Raw genomic sequence first — 16684 nt, 5'->3', positions numbered from 1 at the left:
ACATTACATGCGGCCGGCTCCCACCGCAGCGGAACGACCAAGTGACCAGATCCGTTCGAAGCTGGTCGCGTATGACTGGAACATCTCGCTGTCGTCGCCTCCACGGAAGCGATACACAGGCGACCGGGCCGCAGGGATGCCGAGCGCGTGCTGGTTGACCAGCAGTTGATCGTCCGACCAATACATCGAGTTGTAGAGCACCGTGTCGTGCAACCTGAGCTCGACCTGGTCGTGCGCCAGGACGGGCTCGAGCAAGGTGATCGCGTTTCTGATCTTCAGGCTCATCGCCTCGCCGATCTCCTCCTCGACCCCTCGGCGGTCGACGTTGTGCCCGCCCGGATCACCGAGGGCGATACGCACTCGCACTCCCTGCTCAGCCTTGTCACCGAGAAGGCGGATAAGCCTCACGTCCTCGGCCAGAAACAAGGCGCTGTAAGCAAGGACCCCGATCTGAGACTCTGCCGAGGCAAAGAAGTCCCGCCACATTGCTTGGGAGATCGACAACCTGCGCGGGTACACGGCAACAAGCTCGGTGGGGTGTTCGACTGGCGAAGCCAGGGCGGGCCAGAGCACGGTTTGATCGACCTCGAGGAGTCGAGCCAGCGCAGCGCGTCTGCCCGGATGTGGCACCTGACCGCGCAACCAGTTCCGGACTGTCTTCGGCTCCACACCCAGCCTCGCCGCCAAATCCACCTCGGTGAGCTGAGCGCCGTACATCGCGCCCCGCAAGACCTCGTTCACCACAGCCGCATCCTTACCAGCGAGTAGATGTCCCTAAATGTCTACTCGGACCGTAACACGAAATGTCCCTAAATGTCCGCGAATGCGGTGCCGCTGTCCGCCCATCCGCGAGCAAGCTTGGGACGCCGCGGCAATAGTCGCCAAGCGAGCTGAGAAGCGAGAATTGAGGAGCCGATGAACGTCGCAGCAGTACCTCGGCGCCCGCCCCAGGAACTCGACGAGTCCAGTGAAGACGACCTCGGGCGGCCTCTGCTACTCGGCTACATCCGGCGCGAGCTGATCGCCACCGCTGGCGATGTCCAGAAGATCGAGCGCCAGATGTCGAGCTTCGCTGAAGCCGAAGGCTTCTCGATGGGCTTCGTTTTCGTGGACGAGCCGGCCATCTGGCCGGCGGTCTTCGAAGTTCTGACCGACGCCGTCCGCCGCCACAACATCACCGCCGTCGTCCTGCCAAGCCCTCTGCATTTTGCAGTACTGGGAGCCAGCAATGACATCAAGGGCACGTTTGAGCGTGCCACTGGCGCCCGAGTCCTTCTACTCAATTCCAGGAGCTGAGAGACCCTCCTCCTCGCTCCGCCCAAACCCGGTCCGGTTGGTGCTCACACCTCTGAGCATCAACCGGACCGGCTACATCCTGAACTCCTGACAGAGAGCTCCAACTGCATGCCTTCTCCCAACCTTGCCCTCCGCGAGGCACGGCGGCGGACGCCATCTCCAAGAGATCCAAGCCGGCCCATGTCTCGTGCAGAACTCGCCGAAGCCGTCTGTATCTGGCTTTGGCACACCAGGCGCGTGCGCGTACCGCTGGACGGTAACTACATCGCCAAGCTCGAGCGGGGAGCTGTACGCCGAACCGGTAGCGTCTACCGGGAAGGGTTGCGGGCTGTGCTCGATGTGCCAACCGATAGCCAACTCGGGATGGATCAAGGAAGCTAGTCATCCCCGGGGAGCTGCCCGTCGAGCTTGTCGAACCACTCGATGACCTCGTCGGACTTGTATCGGAGATGCCGTCCGACCCTACGGGCCGGCGGACCGGACTTCTTGGTCCGCCAACCGTACAAGGTTGCCTTTGGCACCTTCAGGTAGGCCGCCACCTGGTCGGCGTCCCAGATAGGACTCGGCTCAGCTTCCGGCGACATCAGGGTCTCCCAGCCTCGCTTCGCGTTCACGCTCAGCCTTCATGGTTCTGCGGACCTCGCGGATGCTCCAACCGAGGATCTCGGCTGCGGCCTCCGCGGAACCACAGATCCGGGCCAGTTGCGATGCTTCGCTCCCCGATCGAGCCTCCGCGGCAGCTACCCGTTCTTCGCACCGCCGGATCGCCGCTTCCTTGGCCTGGATTGCGCGAGCCAGCGAGGCCTGGGCGTTGATCGCGCGAGCGGTCGCCGCCTCTATTCTCGCCTGGCGCTGACGTGCACGCTGTAGCGCGGCGACCCGCTCACTTGCTCCCATCGCCGGCTCACAGCTCGGGGCCGAGGTACGGAGCCTGCGTTCCCGCCTCGGGCTCAAGGCGTTTGCCGATTGTCTTCGGCATCGGCGAAATCTGATGGCCGGTCGCTTCGAGGAACCTCCTCGAAGCGACCACTGCGCGGGTACCGATCGCTTTGATCACCGACTCGGGTGACCGGGGTTGAACCGCGTCTGCCAGGAGCAGGACGCGATCGAAGGACGATGTCTCCATGGGGAGCCCGAATCGCGCCAGCGCGATGTGTGCGAATGAGTCAGCCTCGACTTCCTCAATGCCGTAGCAGGCCTCGGCCTTGCCTTGTTGACCCGGGTGCATGCGCAGGTGGCCGACCTCATGCGCTAAGCGCGCGACCTTGGCGACAAGGTCTAGTCGGTTCGAGACCACGATCCGTCCGGCGCCGTGATCTGTATAGCTATCCATCTCGGGCGCCGTCCACCGAACGTCCACGGTGAGCCCATGCGCACGCGAATCACCTACCAGGGCATCCCACAGCTTGACGGTCGTTCCCTGCGAGACCATCGCCGGCAACGAGATCCGGGGACCGACGGTATGTGCGACGTCCCACACGTTCGCCACCTTGAACCCGATGATCCCCTGCCGGATCGAACCTTGGGGATCCATCGTCGGTTCCCCGGCCTCGTCCTCGAAGAGCACCTCGGCCCGCACCGGTGCAAGGATCTTGATGGCGCCACTCTTCACGACCTGGCGTCCCAGCCGCGCCCACGCCGGCGCGCCGGCGATGAAGTTCGCATGAGGCATTTGGAGATTGATCAGGACGGCATTCCCAAAGCCGTACGTCGGGAACAAAGCCGCGGCGTCGAGCCACCGTGCCCACCCGACACCTGAGTTCACCTTCCGAATCTCTTGTGTGAGCACGGTGTGCAGAACCTCGGCGCTCACATTCATCTTGGTCACGAGAAACCTCCTGATCGACGGCTCTAGTTGGTCAACGGCCTGGCGGGTCGGGCTCTTGTCCCAGATCTGGCAATCCGGTGCTCTCGGCAACGAGAGCCTTGGAGACCAGCAGGGGCGGCGGATGGAGTCGCGGAGACCTGTCGCCGAACGGCCGGCTGTGGTGGCTGGTACCTGACAAGCGGCGAGCCACGTCTGCGGCAATCGCCAGGTGGGCGGCGCTCTGGGCAAGGGTGCTCGTCAGTTCCGTGAAATACATGGCGACGCTGGTACGCATCCACCGGCTCGCCACCGCGGGACGGGCCACGCGGCGGCTGTAGTGCGGCAGCTCCATGGACGCGATGTCTCGTACCGGCAAGAAGAGGTGACCGCTTCGGATCAGGTCATCAACGGCAGCCTGCTGGAAACGCGCTATCCGCGAAGCAGAGTCGACCATCTCGTCGAGCGCATCCAGCGCTGCGATCGCCTGCCTGTGATCCGGTATCAGATCCTTCGGTGCCAACAGATCGCCGTCGGCCCGCAGGAACACGTCAAAGGTTGACTTCAAATCAAGGAAGGCGACCTCGCCCGGTGTGCCACTCTGGCCACCGATGTCCGAGAGCCTTCGTTGCCACGAGCGGGCCACTCGAGCGGCGGCCGTATCAAAGGCACGCAATGCCTCTCTCAGTCGTGCCAGGTCCAGCCGCTGTTGCGCGTCCAGACCAGCGTTCTCGGCTACGGACGCGATGCAGTCCGTGAGATGCCATGCGTAGCCACAGATCGTCCGAAGCTGAGATGTGCCCGACCGCAGATCTCGCGTCAGCAACGTGTGTGCGTCGATGTCCAGGTGGGCGCGTTCCCACCGCACCGCCATCCAAGCAAGCTGCGACAGCTTGTCAGTCCCGTACTGCGGGCGATTCGTCGCGAGGTTCCGAAGATCGCCGAGCCCAGAGGCGCCGCGGCCTCTTGTGACGATCTCCCCGAGTTGCGCCACCGCCTTGAGTACATGACGGTACTCCTTGCTCCGCTTCGGCATTCCGAGGTCACGGAGAACAGTCCGGCCCGCGATCCGTGCCACGTCGGCGACCTCGGCCCGAGCCGCGAAGAGATCGTGGTAGTTGTCGAGAGCTGCGGCGTTGTACGCATCCTGTGTCGCCAGGAGATCGGCACCCGCACCAAGCGCCCAAGCCACTGGCATCAGTCCCTTAGAGGGATCCAGGTTGTTGAGAGCCACCGCGTCGCCGGTGAGATCGATGTCGCAACGCAACCAGCCAAGATGAGACCGCGTTGCGATCAGGACGGCCTGCCATCCAGACAGGAGCTCGCCGTTGTCGGTGTGCTGGACCTGATGAGCCTGTACTGCTGCCCGACGAGCCGCGCGGAGGAGATCCTCATACGTCGCGCGCATCCCGGACTCTCCGGACGTCGGCCGCAGCCGACCTGAGTGCGTCGCCAAGCGCCAGACGCCACCCGACATCCTCGATTGGCACGTCCAGGTCGTTGAGCGCCTCGATGGCCTCGTCATACAGCGCTGCGGGATCGCCATCCAACGCGCCGTCGTACCTGAGGTACGGGAGGATGCCGAGCAGTTCGCAGACCCGGTACCGGCTGAACGCCGTCATGGCCCATCGCCCGTCGGCCGCGGTGACCTCCGCTGCCTCGACGATCGCCTCAGCCTGGGTAGCCAACTCCGTGATCCGCCGGCGTACGTCGCCGACGTCATTGAGGTTGTTCATCGCACATCCCTTCGGTTGCCCACAGCCACTCAACGGAGGTGACGTCGAAGGTTTGGGCCATGCGAAGGAACAACCACCACTACACTTCTTGCACTTAAGGCGCTTCCGCTTCGGGAACGACGCGAAACGAGCTCTGCTGCGCCCGACCGTTGACCGCTGTATGGAGACCATCCAGCATCGATCCAGCACGCATCGGGCACGGCGGAAGTTGTGCTAGGCATCCATCGGCTATCCGCCGGCGAGGGCTATCTGTACCTGCTGCGGCACGTCGCCTCGGGGGATGTCGAGCGTTCGCTGACCACGCCATTGACGGCGTACTACGCGGCCTCGGGGTACCCACCTGGCCGTTGGGTCGGCGCCGGGTTACCTGGCCTCCCCAGTCGGAGCGTGGCCGTCGGCGCGGAAGTGACCGAGAGCCAGATGGCCGCTCTTTTCGGACGCGCCGAAGACCCGTGCAGTGGACAGCCTCTTGGGCGTCCGTACCCCGTTTTCAAGAGTCCCTCCGTACGGATAGAGAACCTGATCAGCGCCCTAGACCCGGCTCTGGATGACGACTCCAGGCATCAGGCAATCCGTCAGATTCGAGCAGCTGTGATGCGAGAGAAGACCAAACAGGCGGTCGCCGGGTTCGATTTGACCTTCTCCCCTTCGAAGTCCGTCTCAGCCCTGTGGGCGACCACCGACGTCGGGACTCAGGAGCAGATCGTCGCCGCACACCATGAAGCGGTTGACGACGTAGTACGACTGATCGAGCAGCACGCCGTCCTGACTCGCACCGGTGAACACGGCATCGCTCAGGTCGAGACTCGCGGACTTGTCGGAGCCGCCTTCGACCACTGGGACACTCGTGCCGGTGATCCGCAGCTACATACTCACGTCGTCGTGGCCAACCGGGTTCAGGGGCCAGACGGCGCCTGGCGAAGCATCGACGGGCGCGTTCTGTTCCGTTCGGCGGTGGCGATGTCAGAGATCCACAACGTGTTCCTCGCGGACAATCTCAGTCGGCGCTTAGGCGTCGATTGGGAGCTGCGGCAGCGCGGCAAGCGCCGGAACCCGGCCTTCGAACTGACGGTCATTCCCGACCAGCTGATCGAGGAGTTCTCGGCCAGAACCGAGCAGATCGAGTCGAACCTTGCGGTACTTCTCGACGAGCGCGCAGACGGTCTGCCCACACCTAGGCGCAACGAAATGTACGTCCTACGCCAACGAGCGACGCTTATGAATCGACCACCCAAACATCACGCGCGACCGCTTGCAATGCTCATGCAGAGCTGGCGCCGGAGGGCCGATCTCAAGGTCGGCAGGGAGGTCATCGAGACGATTCAGCAGTCCCTTGACCAAGCGGGCGACCGGCCGTTGGCAGCAGCCGATCTCAGCCCACAGACTCTCGAGGCGTACGCCGCTGCGACGGTCATCACCCTGCAGACCAAGCGGGCCACCTGGACTCGCTGGAACCTCCTGGCAGAGGCCGCACGTCAGACACGGCTGATCCGTTTGGTGTCGTCGGCCGAGCGGTTCGCAGTACTGGAATCGATCGTGGCGAGCGCGGAGCAGCAGTCGATCAATCTGACGGCCCCGGCGATCGTCACCGTGCCCGAGACCCGCGCAGACGGCGAGAGCGTCTTCACGATTCACAACGGACAGATCTTCACCTCGCCCGTCGTCCTCGGAGCGGAGTCGCTTCTCCTGGACCTCGCTCGCAACGCAACCGGACCGAAGATTGCTGCTCCGGTGACCGCCGCCGGGTTGAGCGCAGACAAGCAGGCGGCGCTCAGGCGAATCGCCACCAGCGGCCAAATAGTGGAAGCGCTCGTTGGCCCTGCCGGCACTGGCAAGACCAGCCTGTTGGCGGCCATGACAATGGACTGGGAGTCCGCTCACGGCGAAGGTTCTGTCATCGCGTTGGCACCATCGTCGGCGGCATCGGCAGTCCTGTCCGATGCCATCGGATCGCCGGCGGAGAACATCGCCAAGTGGATCTACGAGTCGGCAGGGCTCGGCGCCGAGGAACGTCGCGACCGGATCCGGCAGACGGAGCACGCATTACGGGAGGCTCGTCATGCAGGACGACGACGTCGCGAGTATCGGCTGTCAGAGCTTCTCGCCGCGCTACGCGCCGAGCAGGACCGCTGGAAGTTCCGGTCAGGCCAACTGGTCATCGTGGACGAAGCGTCGATGGCCAGCACGATGGAGCTCGCGACTCTCGCGCGCGAAGCAGACTCCGCTGGCGCGAAACTCCTACTCGTGGGCGATGACGCACAACTCAGCGCTGCTGACACCGGCGGTGCGTTTCGCCTCATCGCCCGCGACACCGAAGCCGCCGAACTCAGCGATGTGTGGCGTTTCAGCAATGCCTGGGAACGCGAGGCGAGCCTCGAGCTACGAGCAGGTTCCGTCGACGTCATCGACGCGTACGACGACCAGCACCGCCTCGCCGCCGGCTCGAGCGACGCCATGGAGGACGCCGCGTACCGCGCGTGGATGGCCGACATCGCAGCTGGCAAATCCAGCCTCCTGATCGCCGCCGACAACGCCACCGTCGCCCGGCTCAACGCCCGGGCCCGGCTCGATCGGATCATCACCGGCGAGGTCGAACCAGACGGAATCGCACTCCATGACAAAACCCAGGTCGGCGTCGGCGACCACATAGTCACCCGCCTCAACAACCGCCGCCTACGCCACGGCCGACACGGATTCGTCCAGAACGGCGACCAGTGGACCGTCGTACATCGCTGGGAGGACGGCTCCCTCACAGTAGAGAACGCTCACCACGCTCAGGTGACTCTTCCGGCCGCCTACGTCCAGCAATCCGTGGAACTCGCCTACGCAACAACCACACACCGAGCCCAAGGCTCAACCGTCGACACTGCCCACCTACTCGTCACCGACCGCCTCACCCGAGCCCTCCTGTACGTCGGCATGACCCGCGGCCGCCACAGCAACCACGCCTACGTCGCAACCCATCAATCAACCACCGACCTCCACGAACCACGCATCGAACAGACAATGCAAGACGTCTTAGAAGCCATCCTCGAAAACCCTGGAGTCGAACTCTCCGCCCACGAAGTCATGCGCCAAGAACTGGACAACGCTACCCGCCTGGACCGCCTCATACCCATCCACGAACACCTCTGCCAACTCGACGCCCGCAACCGCTTCGCCCCCGCGATCTCCGCCAGCGGCCTGGACCGAGTCGACCTGGCCGCACTAGAAGCCTCCACGGCCTACGGCCCCCTAGTCACCGCCCTCCGCCGAGCCGAAACCGCCGGCCTAGACGTCACCGAAGTACTACAACGGGCCGTCCAGCAGTCATCTCTGAACAACGCCGCCGATATCGCCGCAGTGCTGCACACTCGAGTCGAGCGACTTACCTCCCGTGCAGTACGCCGCACGGGCTACCGGCCAACCCTCATCGCCGGCCTCGTCTCCCCGGCTGACCACGTCTCCGACCCAACCCTGATCGGCCCGCTCCGCGAACTCGAAGCCCAAATCGCCCATCGCGGGACCTGGCTAGCCGACCAGGCAATCGCCGAGGAGCCACCGTGGCACAGAGCGCTCCCACGTCAACTGCTCGTCGAGATCGCCGCCTACCGCGAGCGTTACGGCGTCAAGGGTCACCTTGTCTTAGGCGAAAAGCCACCGACTAACGCCTTGACTCGGGCGGCCCATTACCAGCGCCTCAGTCAGAGTATCCAAGTCATCGGACCGCACCCGTCTGCCGTTCGGCAGTCAGCGGAAGATCTCCAGACAACTCGTCCGGCACAGGATCTATGACACTTGGTTGACTGCTCAGTCAACCAAGTCAGGAAGGTCGCCTCTCTTCAAGGGAACTAGACTTTGATCTCGCTAATGATGCAGTCACTCAGGGTCCCCTCCTCGAGGATTCTCATCAACCGATCCGAGACGCAGAGTTCCAAAGAATCATCTAACCAGGCGTCGGCTCCCTCGGAATTCTCTAACTGAAGCCAGAGATAGTTGCGGTGAGGGACTTCGCCGAATGCTGCGAGGAACTCCTCACTAGGTCGTACCTCCGCGTGCGCGAGCCTGATCCCAGTCAAACCCGCCTGGCCGACACGATCCGCCAGTAGATCAGATATGAGATAGACCGGGAAAGACTGAACAAGATCGTCGGTCTCGGGAGAGTCGAGGACGAACTCCACTCGGCTGACGGCCGGCGGGTGCACCGACGAGTCCATCACGGTGCCCTCGCCAAGTTCGCCTGCAACTTGTGGATCTACGGAGTAAGGCACGTGGTCACCTCGATGGTAGGAACTCGGACCCGAACTGCTTGTCGACGGCGGTTGCATGTCGCAGCACCTCTTCGCGAGTCGGAGAGGCGTGTGACCTGTAGAAAGCATTCCACGATCTACGAATCTCACTCAAGTGAATTGTGTTGTTTTTCGCAAGCGGTATGCCGCGGAGGTTCTCCAACGAGTGTATCTCGGACGCAGAGAACAGATTTGGATACCGCTTCAAGACCTGCTGCTCGATCGCGTGATGAACGACGACCTTGCCACGAAGTGAAGGGTGCGCCCCAAAAAATGTCTCGCGATAGTTGCTGGAGGCAGACTTGCCGACAGTTGCGCCGACCTCGCTCGCCTTCGGAGTGGCTGTCTTCGGACCTGGAGTCTCGGTCGGGGGACACTTGTACTGGCCTCGAAGTTTAGCCGGCAAGTGGCGGACGATGTTCTGCTCGACCCATTGGACGGCTTTGGTCTTGGCGAAGAGCTTTCCAAGTCCTTTGGCGCCGAATCCCAGGGCGAGTGTGGTTCCGGCTCCCCAAAGGAAGTCTTTGCCTGCGTCGCTCCAGCTGTAGTCGTCGCCCCAGATGAGGGAGTTGAGGTAGCCGCCGGCGGCGTTCCCGGCGCCTGCGCACGCCGCCATCGCGTAGATGCCGCCACCGGCGCAAAGGCCGGCAGCTCCTCCTGAGAGGCCGCCCTGGATTGCGCCCTTGCCAGCACCTTCCCAGGTTGCACCCCAATCGCCGCCGCTGCTCTTGTAGGCGCTGATGCCACCTGAGATTCCGCCGATGATGGCGCCGCCGACGGCTCCGACCACGCCACAGACCCAGCAGGCTCCGGAGGGGTCTGTGTAGGTGGCAGGGTTGTTATAGCCGTAGGAGTAGGACTGGGCGAAGCCGGCGCGGGGGGATGCCGCGACTGGGTCGGGTCCGGTGAAGCGGCCCTGGGCGGCGTCGTAGTCGCGGAGGCGTACGTCGTAAAGACTCGTCTTCGAGTCTTGAAACTGGCCGTGGAAGCGCAGGGGATTGGTGGCCATAGCGCCGGTGGGGGCGGTGATGGCGGTGCCGAAGGGGTCCCAGGTGGCGGTGCCGGTGAGGGTTGTGCCGGTACCTACCGTGTCGGTGATGGAGCCTTGGTAGTCGCCGAGGAGCCAGGTCGGGGTGGTGCCTACGGTGTCGATGTAGGCGCCGCCGAGGCCGCTGACCGGGTCGTTGGCCCATTGGTGGGTCGCAGTACCCGCAGCGTTGGCTTCGGTGGTGCGGATTGGGAGGGCGCCGGAGGTGTCCCAGGTCCATTTGAACTGGAGTGCGCCGTCGGCGGTGGAGGTCAGGCGGTTGCCGGCTTCGTCGTAGGTGTAGTCGATGACGGTGCCGGCGGTCGTGGTTGTCTGGGCGAGGTTGCCGTCCAGGCGGTAGGTGAAGGCTTCCGTACCAGTGGGGGAACCGCGGTTCTTCAGGTAACCGTTGGCGTCGTAGGTGCTGGTGGTGACACTGGCGCCGGTGGTTTCCGTCTGGATGCGGTCGTCGGCGTCGACGACAGTTGCGGTGACGACATCAGCCTGCCCTGGGGTGACCTTGGTGGTGGTCTTGCGGTTACCGCTGGAGTCGTAGGTGTACTGCGAGCCAGGTGCGCCGTCACAGGTCGTGGCCACAGCCGACGGTGTACAGAAGCTCGTCAGTTGTCCGGCCGTGTCGTAGCCGTAGAGGCTGCGTTTGACGGTCGCTCCGCGCGTGGTGTCGATCGTGGTCGGTCGGCCCGCAGCGTCGTACGCGACCGTTTGGGACATCAGGGCGGTGCCGGAGCGGCCGTGTTCGATCTTGGTGAGCTGACCGGCGGCATCGTAGGTGCGGTCGGTGACCAGTCCGCCCGCGTCGGTCTTCTTGAGGTGACCGGCAGTGTCGTAGGTGTAGGTCGTCGCGATCGGCGTGCTGATCGAGCCGCCGCTGAGCGTCGCTGTCGCGACCAGGCCGTCGGTGTCGTACGTGAAGGCCTGCGAGCGGCCATCCGGGTAGGTGCGCTTGGAGAGCCTGCCTTGCGTGTCGTGGCCGTAGGCGAAGGCGGCGGAGCCTCTGGTCAGACCCGTGAGTCGTCCCGCCTTGTCGTAGCTGTACGCCGTTGACGCTGCCCCGGCCGTCACGGTCTTCGGGCGGCCAGCTGCGTCGTACGTCGAGGTGACGTCCGGTGTGCTGTCGGAGTAGTCGACCTTCGTCGTGTGGCCGAGATTGTCGTAGGTGTACGACACCGATCCCGCAGGCAAGGTAGTCGAGGCGAGGGCACCGGAGGGTGTGTAGGCCATCCGAGTCTCGCGCCCTGTTGGCGTGGTGTTGGTGGCTAGTCGTCCGGCGGCGTCGTAGGTGTTGACGTAGGCGCCGTTGCGGGGCGTGGTGGTCTTGGTGAGATTGCCGGCCTTGTCGTAGTCGTAGGCCGTGACCGCACCCGTAGGCGTCGTGACCGACTTCAGTTGCCCGAGGGCGTCATAGGTGTAGTCGACCTTGCCGCCGGCCGGATCGGTGACCGAGGAGACCTGCCCCGCAGGGTCATAGGTGGTGACGGCTGAGCGACCCAACGGGTCAGTCGACTTGGTCTGCCGACCGTTGGCGTCGTACTCGTAGCTGGTGATCTTGCCCAACGGGTCCATGGTCGAGCTGACCTGACCGTCGGCGTCGTATGACGTCACCGTCGCGCGACCGGACTGGCTCTCCACCCGCGTCTGCTGTCCGGCCTTGTCGAACGTGAAGGTCGTCGTGGTCCCCGCAGAGGTGCTCGTGACGACCCGGCCCAACTTGTCATAGGTCTGCGAGGCCTTCAGACCGGTCGGATCCGTCGTCTCTACCACCCGACCGAGTACGTCGTAGGTGGTGCTCGTGGTGCTCATGTCCGCGTTGGTGACCTGCACCGGCCGGCCCTGATCGTCATACGTGGTGACCGTGGCGAGCTTCTTGGCCGGGTTGTTCGGATCGGACACCAGCGTGTGCGTCAACTGGCCTTCGGCGTCGTAGGTGAACCGTGCCGTGTACTTCTCCCGGGTCGCGGCGTCGGCGCCGGCGACGTTGCCTTCGGGGCCGGTCGTCGAGGACAGGTCGCCGGTGACGGCGTCGTAGGTGTTGGTGGTCTTGGCTCCGCCCGGGGCGGTGGTGCTGATGAGTCGCCCGGCGTCGTCGTACTCGCTGGTCGTTACACGACCTTCGGGGTCGGTGGTTTTGGTGACCTGGCCTGAGGCGTTGTATTCGTACTTGGTGACGCCGCCGGCGGGGTCGGTCGTCGTGAGGATTTGGCCGAGGGCGTCGTAGGTGTTGGTGGTCACCCGGTCGAGCTGGTCGGTGTGGGTGAGGACCTGGCCGAAGGAGTCGTACGTCCAGTGTTCGGTGTTCTGCTCGACGACCTCAGGTGTTGCGCCCGGAACGTTGCCGAGGGGGTTGGTCTGGGACAGGCGCTGGTGTTTGGCGTCGAAGGTCGAGGTGACTACGGCTCCGCCGGGGCTGGTGACCTTGATGGGGTCGCCTTTGGCGTTGTAGGTGAAGGTGGTGACCTTGCCGAGTTGGTCGGTCGACGTGGCGACCTGGCCGAGTGCGGTGTAGGTCTGCGATGTGGTCGAGGCGTCCGGGTAGGTCGTTTTCAGGAGTTGGCCGCTCGAGTCGTACTCATACGTCGTCTCGTTGCCGGCGGCATCCTTGTAGGACGTGACGCGGTTGCCGGCGTCGTAGGTCCACTGTTCGAAGGCGCCGGCCGCGTCGGTGGTGCCGGTGGGGAGGTATTGCTTGAGGAGGTTGCCGCGGGTGTCGTACTCGCTGCGGGTCAGCTCCTGGCCGGGACTGGTCGTCGCGGTGACGTGGTTATTGGAGCCGTAGTACAGGTCTTCGGAGCGTCCGTCGCCGCCGACGTGGGAGACCAAGACGTTGCCTTGGTAGATGTCTTGCGTCTTGACCCCGGCAGGGTCCGTGATCGTCGCGGTTTCGCTGGCCGCGTCCCAGGCGAAGGTCCAGGTGCCGCCGGCCTCGTCAATCTGGGAGATGGCGCGCTTGGTAGTGGGGTCGTAGGTGGTGCGTGCGCTGACGGCGCCGGTTGGGTCGGTGATGCTGTTTAGGAGGCCGACAGTTGCGTCGTACCCGTAGGTGGTGGTTTTGCCGTCGATGCCCTTGACCGAGGTGAGCTGGCCGCCGGTGTAGCCGTATTCGGTGACGTCGCCGGTGGAGGCGGTGATCTTGCTGATCAGCGCGCCGTTCCACTCGATGGTGAACGTCTGGGTCAGGTCGTCGGTGATGGTTGCGAGCTTGCCGCCGGAGTAGGTGAGCGAGACGCCGCGACCTTGGGGATCGCGGTCGGCGATGAGTTGGCCTGCCGCGTTGAAGGTCATCTTGTCGCCGGCAATGTTGGTCAGCACCCAGCCGCCGCCGGACTTGTCCGTGAGCGTCGCAGTGACCCCTGGGTCAGGGGTGACGTAGGCAGTGCCGGATTTCGTGTACTTCGTGACGCCGCCGGTCCCGTTGCGGATGTCGAGGGAGTTGTCGGCGTTCTGGGTCAGCGACACGTCGTACCCGAACGTCCAGCCCTTACCGAACGACCCGACATGATCGTCGAGGCTGTTGTACGTCCTCGTCCCGGTCAGCGAACGTCCCGGGCCGGCGACGGCCAGGTCGGTGAAGTACTCGGTCAGCGAACCGGTCGCCGTGTTGACCGGGTCGGCGGCGAGACGCGTGTTGACCATGCCGCGGCCGTCCCAGCACGAGCAGCCCCAGGTACGGCGCAACGGTTGCGGGTTGGGTCCGCCGTAGCCGCTTTGCGAGATGCTCTTCAAGAAGATCGAGCGGGCGCCGTCGGACTTGGACGCGTCGACACCGTTGTGGCCGGTGTAGTCGCGCTCCTCCATGTGTGCCCAGTCGCTGATCGCCGTACCGTCCGCGGTCAGGTGCTTGAACTCGCCGCCATCGGAGCCGAACCGGTAGAGCTTCGACCGGTCGGAGTACAGCTGATAGTCGGTGAACTGCTGCGTCTCGTCACCGAGTTGCTTGCGCAGGTGGTTGTTGTGGAAGACGTTGTTCTCCCCCGACGACCCCGACCACTTGACGGCCTTCTTGCCCGCCGCCCACCAGATCGGATACCAATCCGAATCGTCCGGATCGGACCCGCCTTCGTCGCCGCAGTTGCTCTGGCAGTTGGAGGACTTGTGCTCGTACGGGACGGTGACCTCGTTCAGCTCGAACAGGTTGTTCCGCTCGAAACCACCGTGCAGGTTGAGGTCGGAGTCGAAGCTGTTCGCGATCGCGACGTTGCCGCTCGACGACCACTGGAACGTGAAGTGCCGCAGATCGCGGGTCGTGTTCCCGGCATACACCGAGTCCCAGACCCGGGAGCCACGGAAGTACCCGTTGCCGCCCTTGCCCTTGTTCCACGAGCCTTCGAGCTTGTTATCGATCACCGAGATGTTCGCCGCGGCCTCGGTGACGATCGGGTGCGACCCGGTCATCTCCGAGTGCACATTGCGGATCCACGAGTTGTTGACCCACTTCAGCACGATGCCGTGCATCGCCGCGGCCGGGTCCATGTTGCCGTAGTTGTGCTTGGCCGACTCCTTGTCCAGCCCAGGCATCACCTGCGTGAAGGCCAGGTCCTCGATACCGACGCCAGTGACCAGGTCGACCATCGGCGACACCTTCGACGGGAACACCTCACCGTTGAGCGGCGCCGAACCGTCCGACGTCGAGTTGACCGGCAGGTCGTACTCGAGCGGCTTGTCCAGCGTGAGCGTCCCGGCCAGCGGATCACCCGACGTCACCATGAACATCTGCTGGCGCATGTGCAGGTTGTCCAACGGGAACTCCGTCGGCGTCGCCTCCATGCTGTCGTAGAACTTCTTCGAGTTCGCGGCCATCACGTTCACGAAGCCGCCGACCTTGAGGTTGTCGAACGGCGTCCCCGGAGCCAGCTGGATGACCTTGTCGCCCTTGCGGGCGCTGTAGTTCGCGTCCCCGGCCTTGCCGCCCAGCAGCAGACCGGTCGTCCAGTGGTCGTTGACGGTGCCCTCGAACAGGTCCTTGCGGTTCGGCGCCGCGGCGGCGTACTGCTCGGCATACTTCGGAGCGACCGCCCGCGACTGCACCCGGATCATGCCGCGACCCGGCCAGATCCACCCGCCGGTCGCCTCACCCGACGTCATCGCGTCCAAGTCCCAGCGCGAACCGTCCTTGGTGATCTTGTCGTAGCGCGTGTTCGCATCCGGCGCGAAGACGAGCTGCGTACCGCCGGTACCGGAGCCCGCACCGCGCAGCAGCATGTAGTCGGCGTCGATGTGGAGCTCGTGGCTCAGGTTGATCTTGCCCGCGGGCAACATCACTTTGGCCATCGAATCGATCCGGGACGTCGGCGAGCAATCCGTACGAATGTGGTCGATGACCGCCTGCAGCGCGTTCGTGTCGTCCTTGTCGTCGTTCGGGATCACGTTGTACGTCGACTGAACCGTCGCCGCCGTCAAGTTGCAGGCAGCGTCGCTGCGGTAGTTCGACGGCGCCGGCAGCGGGGTCCCGCCGCCGAAGCCGGCGTGGCTCCAGTCGTAGACACCCGCGATCGGAGTACGCCGGTTGTCGGACGTGGCCCACAAGTTCTTGATCGCCGGGCCGGGCTCCTCATCCACCGGCGGCGCGACACGGAAGTCCGGCATCGTGCCGACCGTGAAGACCGCGGTGACATCCTTGGTCGCGCCCGTGCCGGTGTTGATCACCCAACGGGCCTTCAACTTGTGCTGTCCATTGGTCGTGGTCACCGTGAACTGATGCGGCGGCGCGGTGCTCTTCCCGATGAAACTGTCGTCCAGCAACCACGTGACATCACCGCTCACACCGACCGGGTTCGACAACACAGCGGTGAACGGCGAGTTGACCTTGCCCGCGTGCAACGGCGTACCAGCCGAGGACAGGAACGGCCCGTCCTGAACGTTGGCAGAGGCAACAACCTCTTTGGCCTGCTGATTCGACGGATCCGTCCACGTCGCCCTCACCTGATGCGAGCCGGCAATGGTGGTGATGTTGGCCTGGAACGGCGACGACGTGTCCTTGATGACCAGAGCACCATCAAGCAGGAACGTCACACCACCCGGGATCGACGTCGGTACGCCGGCCAGGTCCGCGCGAAACGGCGAGTTCACCGTCGCGCCCTGCAGCGGCTCGCTGCCTGCCATGAGAGTCGGCTGCGTCGGCGTCGTACCGACCGTGAAGTTCGCGAACGTCTCCGCCGTCGCACCAGTCGTGGTGTCGATGACCCAGCGCGCCTTCAGCTTGTGCGGACCGGCCGTGTACGTGGCCGAGTACGAATGCGGAGGCGTCGGTGTCTTCGCGGCGAACTTGTCGTCCACCAGCCACGTCACCTCACCCGTGGCCGCCGGAGCATCAGTCAGATCAGCCTTGAACGTCGCCGGCTGCGTCGAACCAGCCAACGCAACACCAGCCACGGTCAACGTCGGCGAGGCAGCAGCCGACGCCGTCGGCGTGACCTTCACCAAACCGGCCGTCAGCAAAGCCGCCGACAACACGATCGCCAAGAATTTGGGCAGGGCAAAAGAACGCAACCGACCAACCACGAGAAACCCCCAGTATCAGCACCCCCGAGGTGCAACT

9 protein-coding genes are annotated in these 16684 nt (G+C 64.4%); 2 read left to right on the top strand and 7 right to left on the bottom strand.

Annotated elements, in window-relative coordinates:
* Positions 1-3: 3 nt before the first annotated feature.
* Entirely contained in the window at positions 4-744 is a 741-nt protein-coding gene (locus tag ABD768_RS00605; protein ID WP_344836158.1) for an XRE family transcriptional regulator, read from the bottom strand.
* 171 nt (positions 745-915) lie between these two features.
* Between ABD768_RS00605 and ABD768_RS00600 the strand changes: the two genes are divergently transcribed.
* A complete protein-coding gene (locus tag ABD768_RS00600; RefSeq protein WP_344836155.1) occupies positions 916-1296 on the top strand; it encodes a hypothetical protein in 381 nt (126 codons plus the stop codon).
* A gap of 377 nt (positions 1297-1673) precedes the next feature.
* Here ABD768_RS00600 and ABD768_RS00595 read toward each other — a convergent pair whose 3' ends face one another.
* From ABD768_RS00595 to ABD768_RS00580, 4 genes are all read right to left on the bottom strand, one after another.
* Positions 1674-1910, bottom strand: coding sequence for a helix-turn-helix domain-containing protein (locus tag ABD768_RS00595; RefSeq protein WP_344836152.1), 237 nt, complete (start codon positions 1908-1910; stop codon positions 1674-1676).
* A 290-nt stretch (positions 1911-2200) separates the two neighbouring features.
* Positions 2201-3115, bottom strand: coding sequence for an ImmA/IrrE family metallo-endopeptidase (locus ABD768_RS00590; protein WP_344838637.1), 915 nt, complete (start codon positions 3113-3115; stop codon positions 2201-2203).
* Positions 3116-3155: 40 nt separating this feature from the next.
* On the bottom strand, positions 3156-4508 hold the full coding sequence (locus ABD768_RS00585; RefSeq protein ID WP_344836149.1) for a hypothetical protein: 1353 nt from the start codon (positions 4506-4508) through the stop codon (positions 3156-3158).
* Positions 4492-4836, bottom strand: a complete 345-nt coding sequence (locus ABD768_RS00580; protein ID WP_344836146.1) for a hypothetical protein — start codon at positions 4834-4836, stop codon at positions 4492-4494. Before ABD768_RS00580 ends, ABD768_RS00585 begins: the two co-directional genes overlap by 17 nt.
* A 210-nt stretch (positions 4837-5046) precedes the next feature.
* Between ABD768_RS00580 and mobF the strand changes: the two genes are divergently transcribed.
* Positions 5047-8610 (top strand): MobF family relaxase, encoded by a 3564-nt coding sequence (gene mobF / locus ABD768_RS00575; RefSeq protein WP_344836143.1) that lies wholly within the window; start codon positions 5047-5049, stop codon positions 8608-8610.
* 56 nt (positions 8611-8666) lie between these two features.
* Here mobF and ABD768_RS00570 read toward each other — a convergent pair whose 3' ends face one another.
* Both ABD768_RS00570 and ABD768_RS00565 read right to left on the bottom strand, forming a co-directional pair.
* Positions 8667-9086 carry a hypothetical protein gene (locus ABD768_RS00570; RefSeq protein ID WP_344836141.1) on the bottom strand — a complete coding sequence of 140 codons (420 nt, stop codon included), beginning with the start codon at positions 9084-9086 and terminating at the stop codon, positions 8667-8669.
* Between the two features lie 4 nt (positions 9087-9090).
* On the bottom strand, positions 9091-16635 hold the full coding sequence (locus tag ABD768_RS00565; protein ID WP_344836139.1) for an RHS repeat-associated core domain-containing protein: 7545 nt from the start codon (positions 16633-16635) through the stop codon (positions 9091-9093).
* Positions 16636-16684 lie beyond the last annotated feature (49 nt).

This window comes from Kribbella ginsengisoli (assembly GCF_039537185.1).
GTDB classification, from domain to species: Bacteria; Actinomycetota; Actinomycetes; order Propionibacteriales; family Kribbellaceae; genus Kribbella; species Kribbella koreensis.
This window is presented reverse-complemented; position numbering and strand designations above follow the sequence as displayed.

Excerpts from the sequence above, each read along its gene's own strand:
- ABD768_RS00600 (WP_344836155.1), top strand. The coding sequence starts at position 916 with ATGAACGTCGCAGCAGTACCTCGGCGCCCGCCCCAGGAACTCGACGAG.
- ABD768_RS00580 (WP_344836146.1), bottom strand. The coding sequence starts at position 4,836 with ATGAACAACCTCAATGACGTCGGCGACGTACGCCGGCGGATCACGGAG.
- ABD768_RS00585 (WP_344836149.1), bottom strand. The coding sequence starts at position 4,508 with ATGCGCGCGACGTATGAGGATCTCCTCCGCGCGGCTCGTCGGGCAGCA.
- ABD768_RS00590 (WP_344838637.1), bottom strand. The coding sequence starts at position 3,115 with ATGAATGTGAGCGCCGAGGTTCTGCACACCGTGCTCACACAAGAGATT.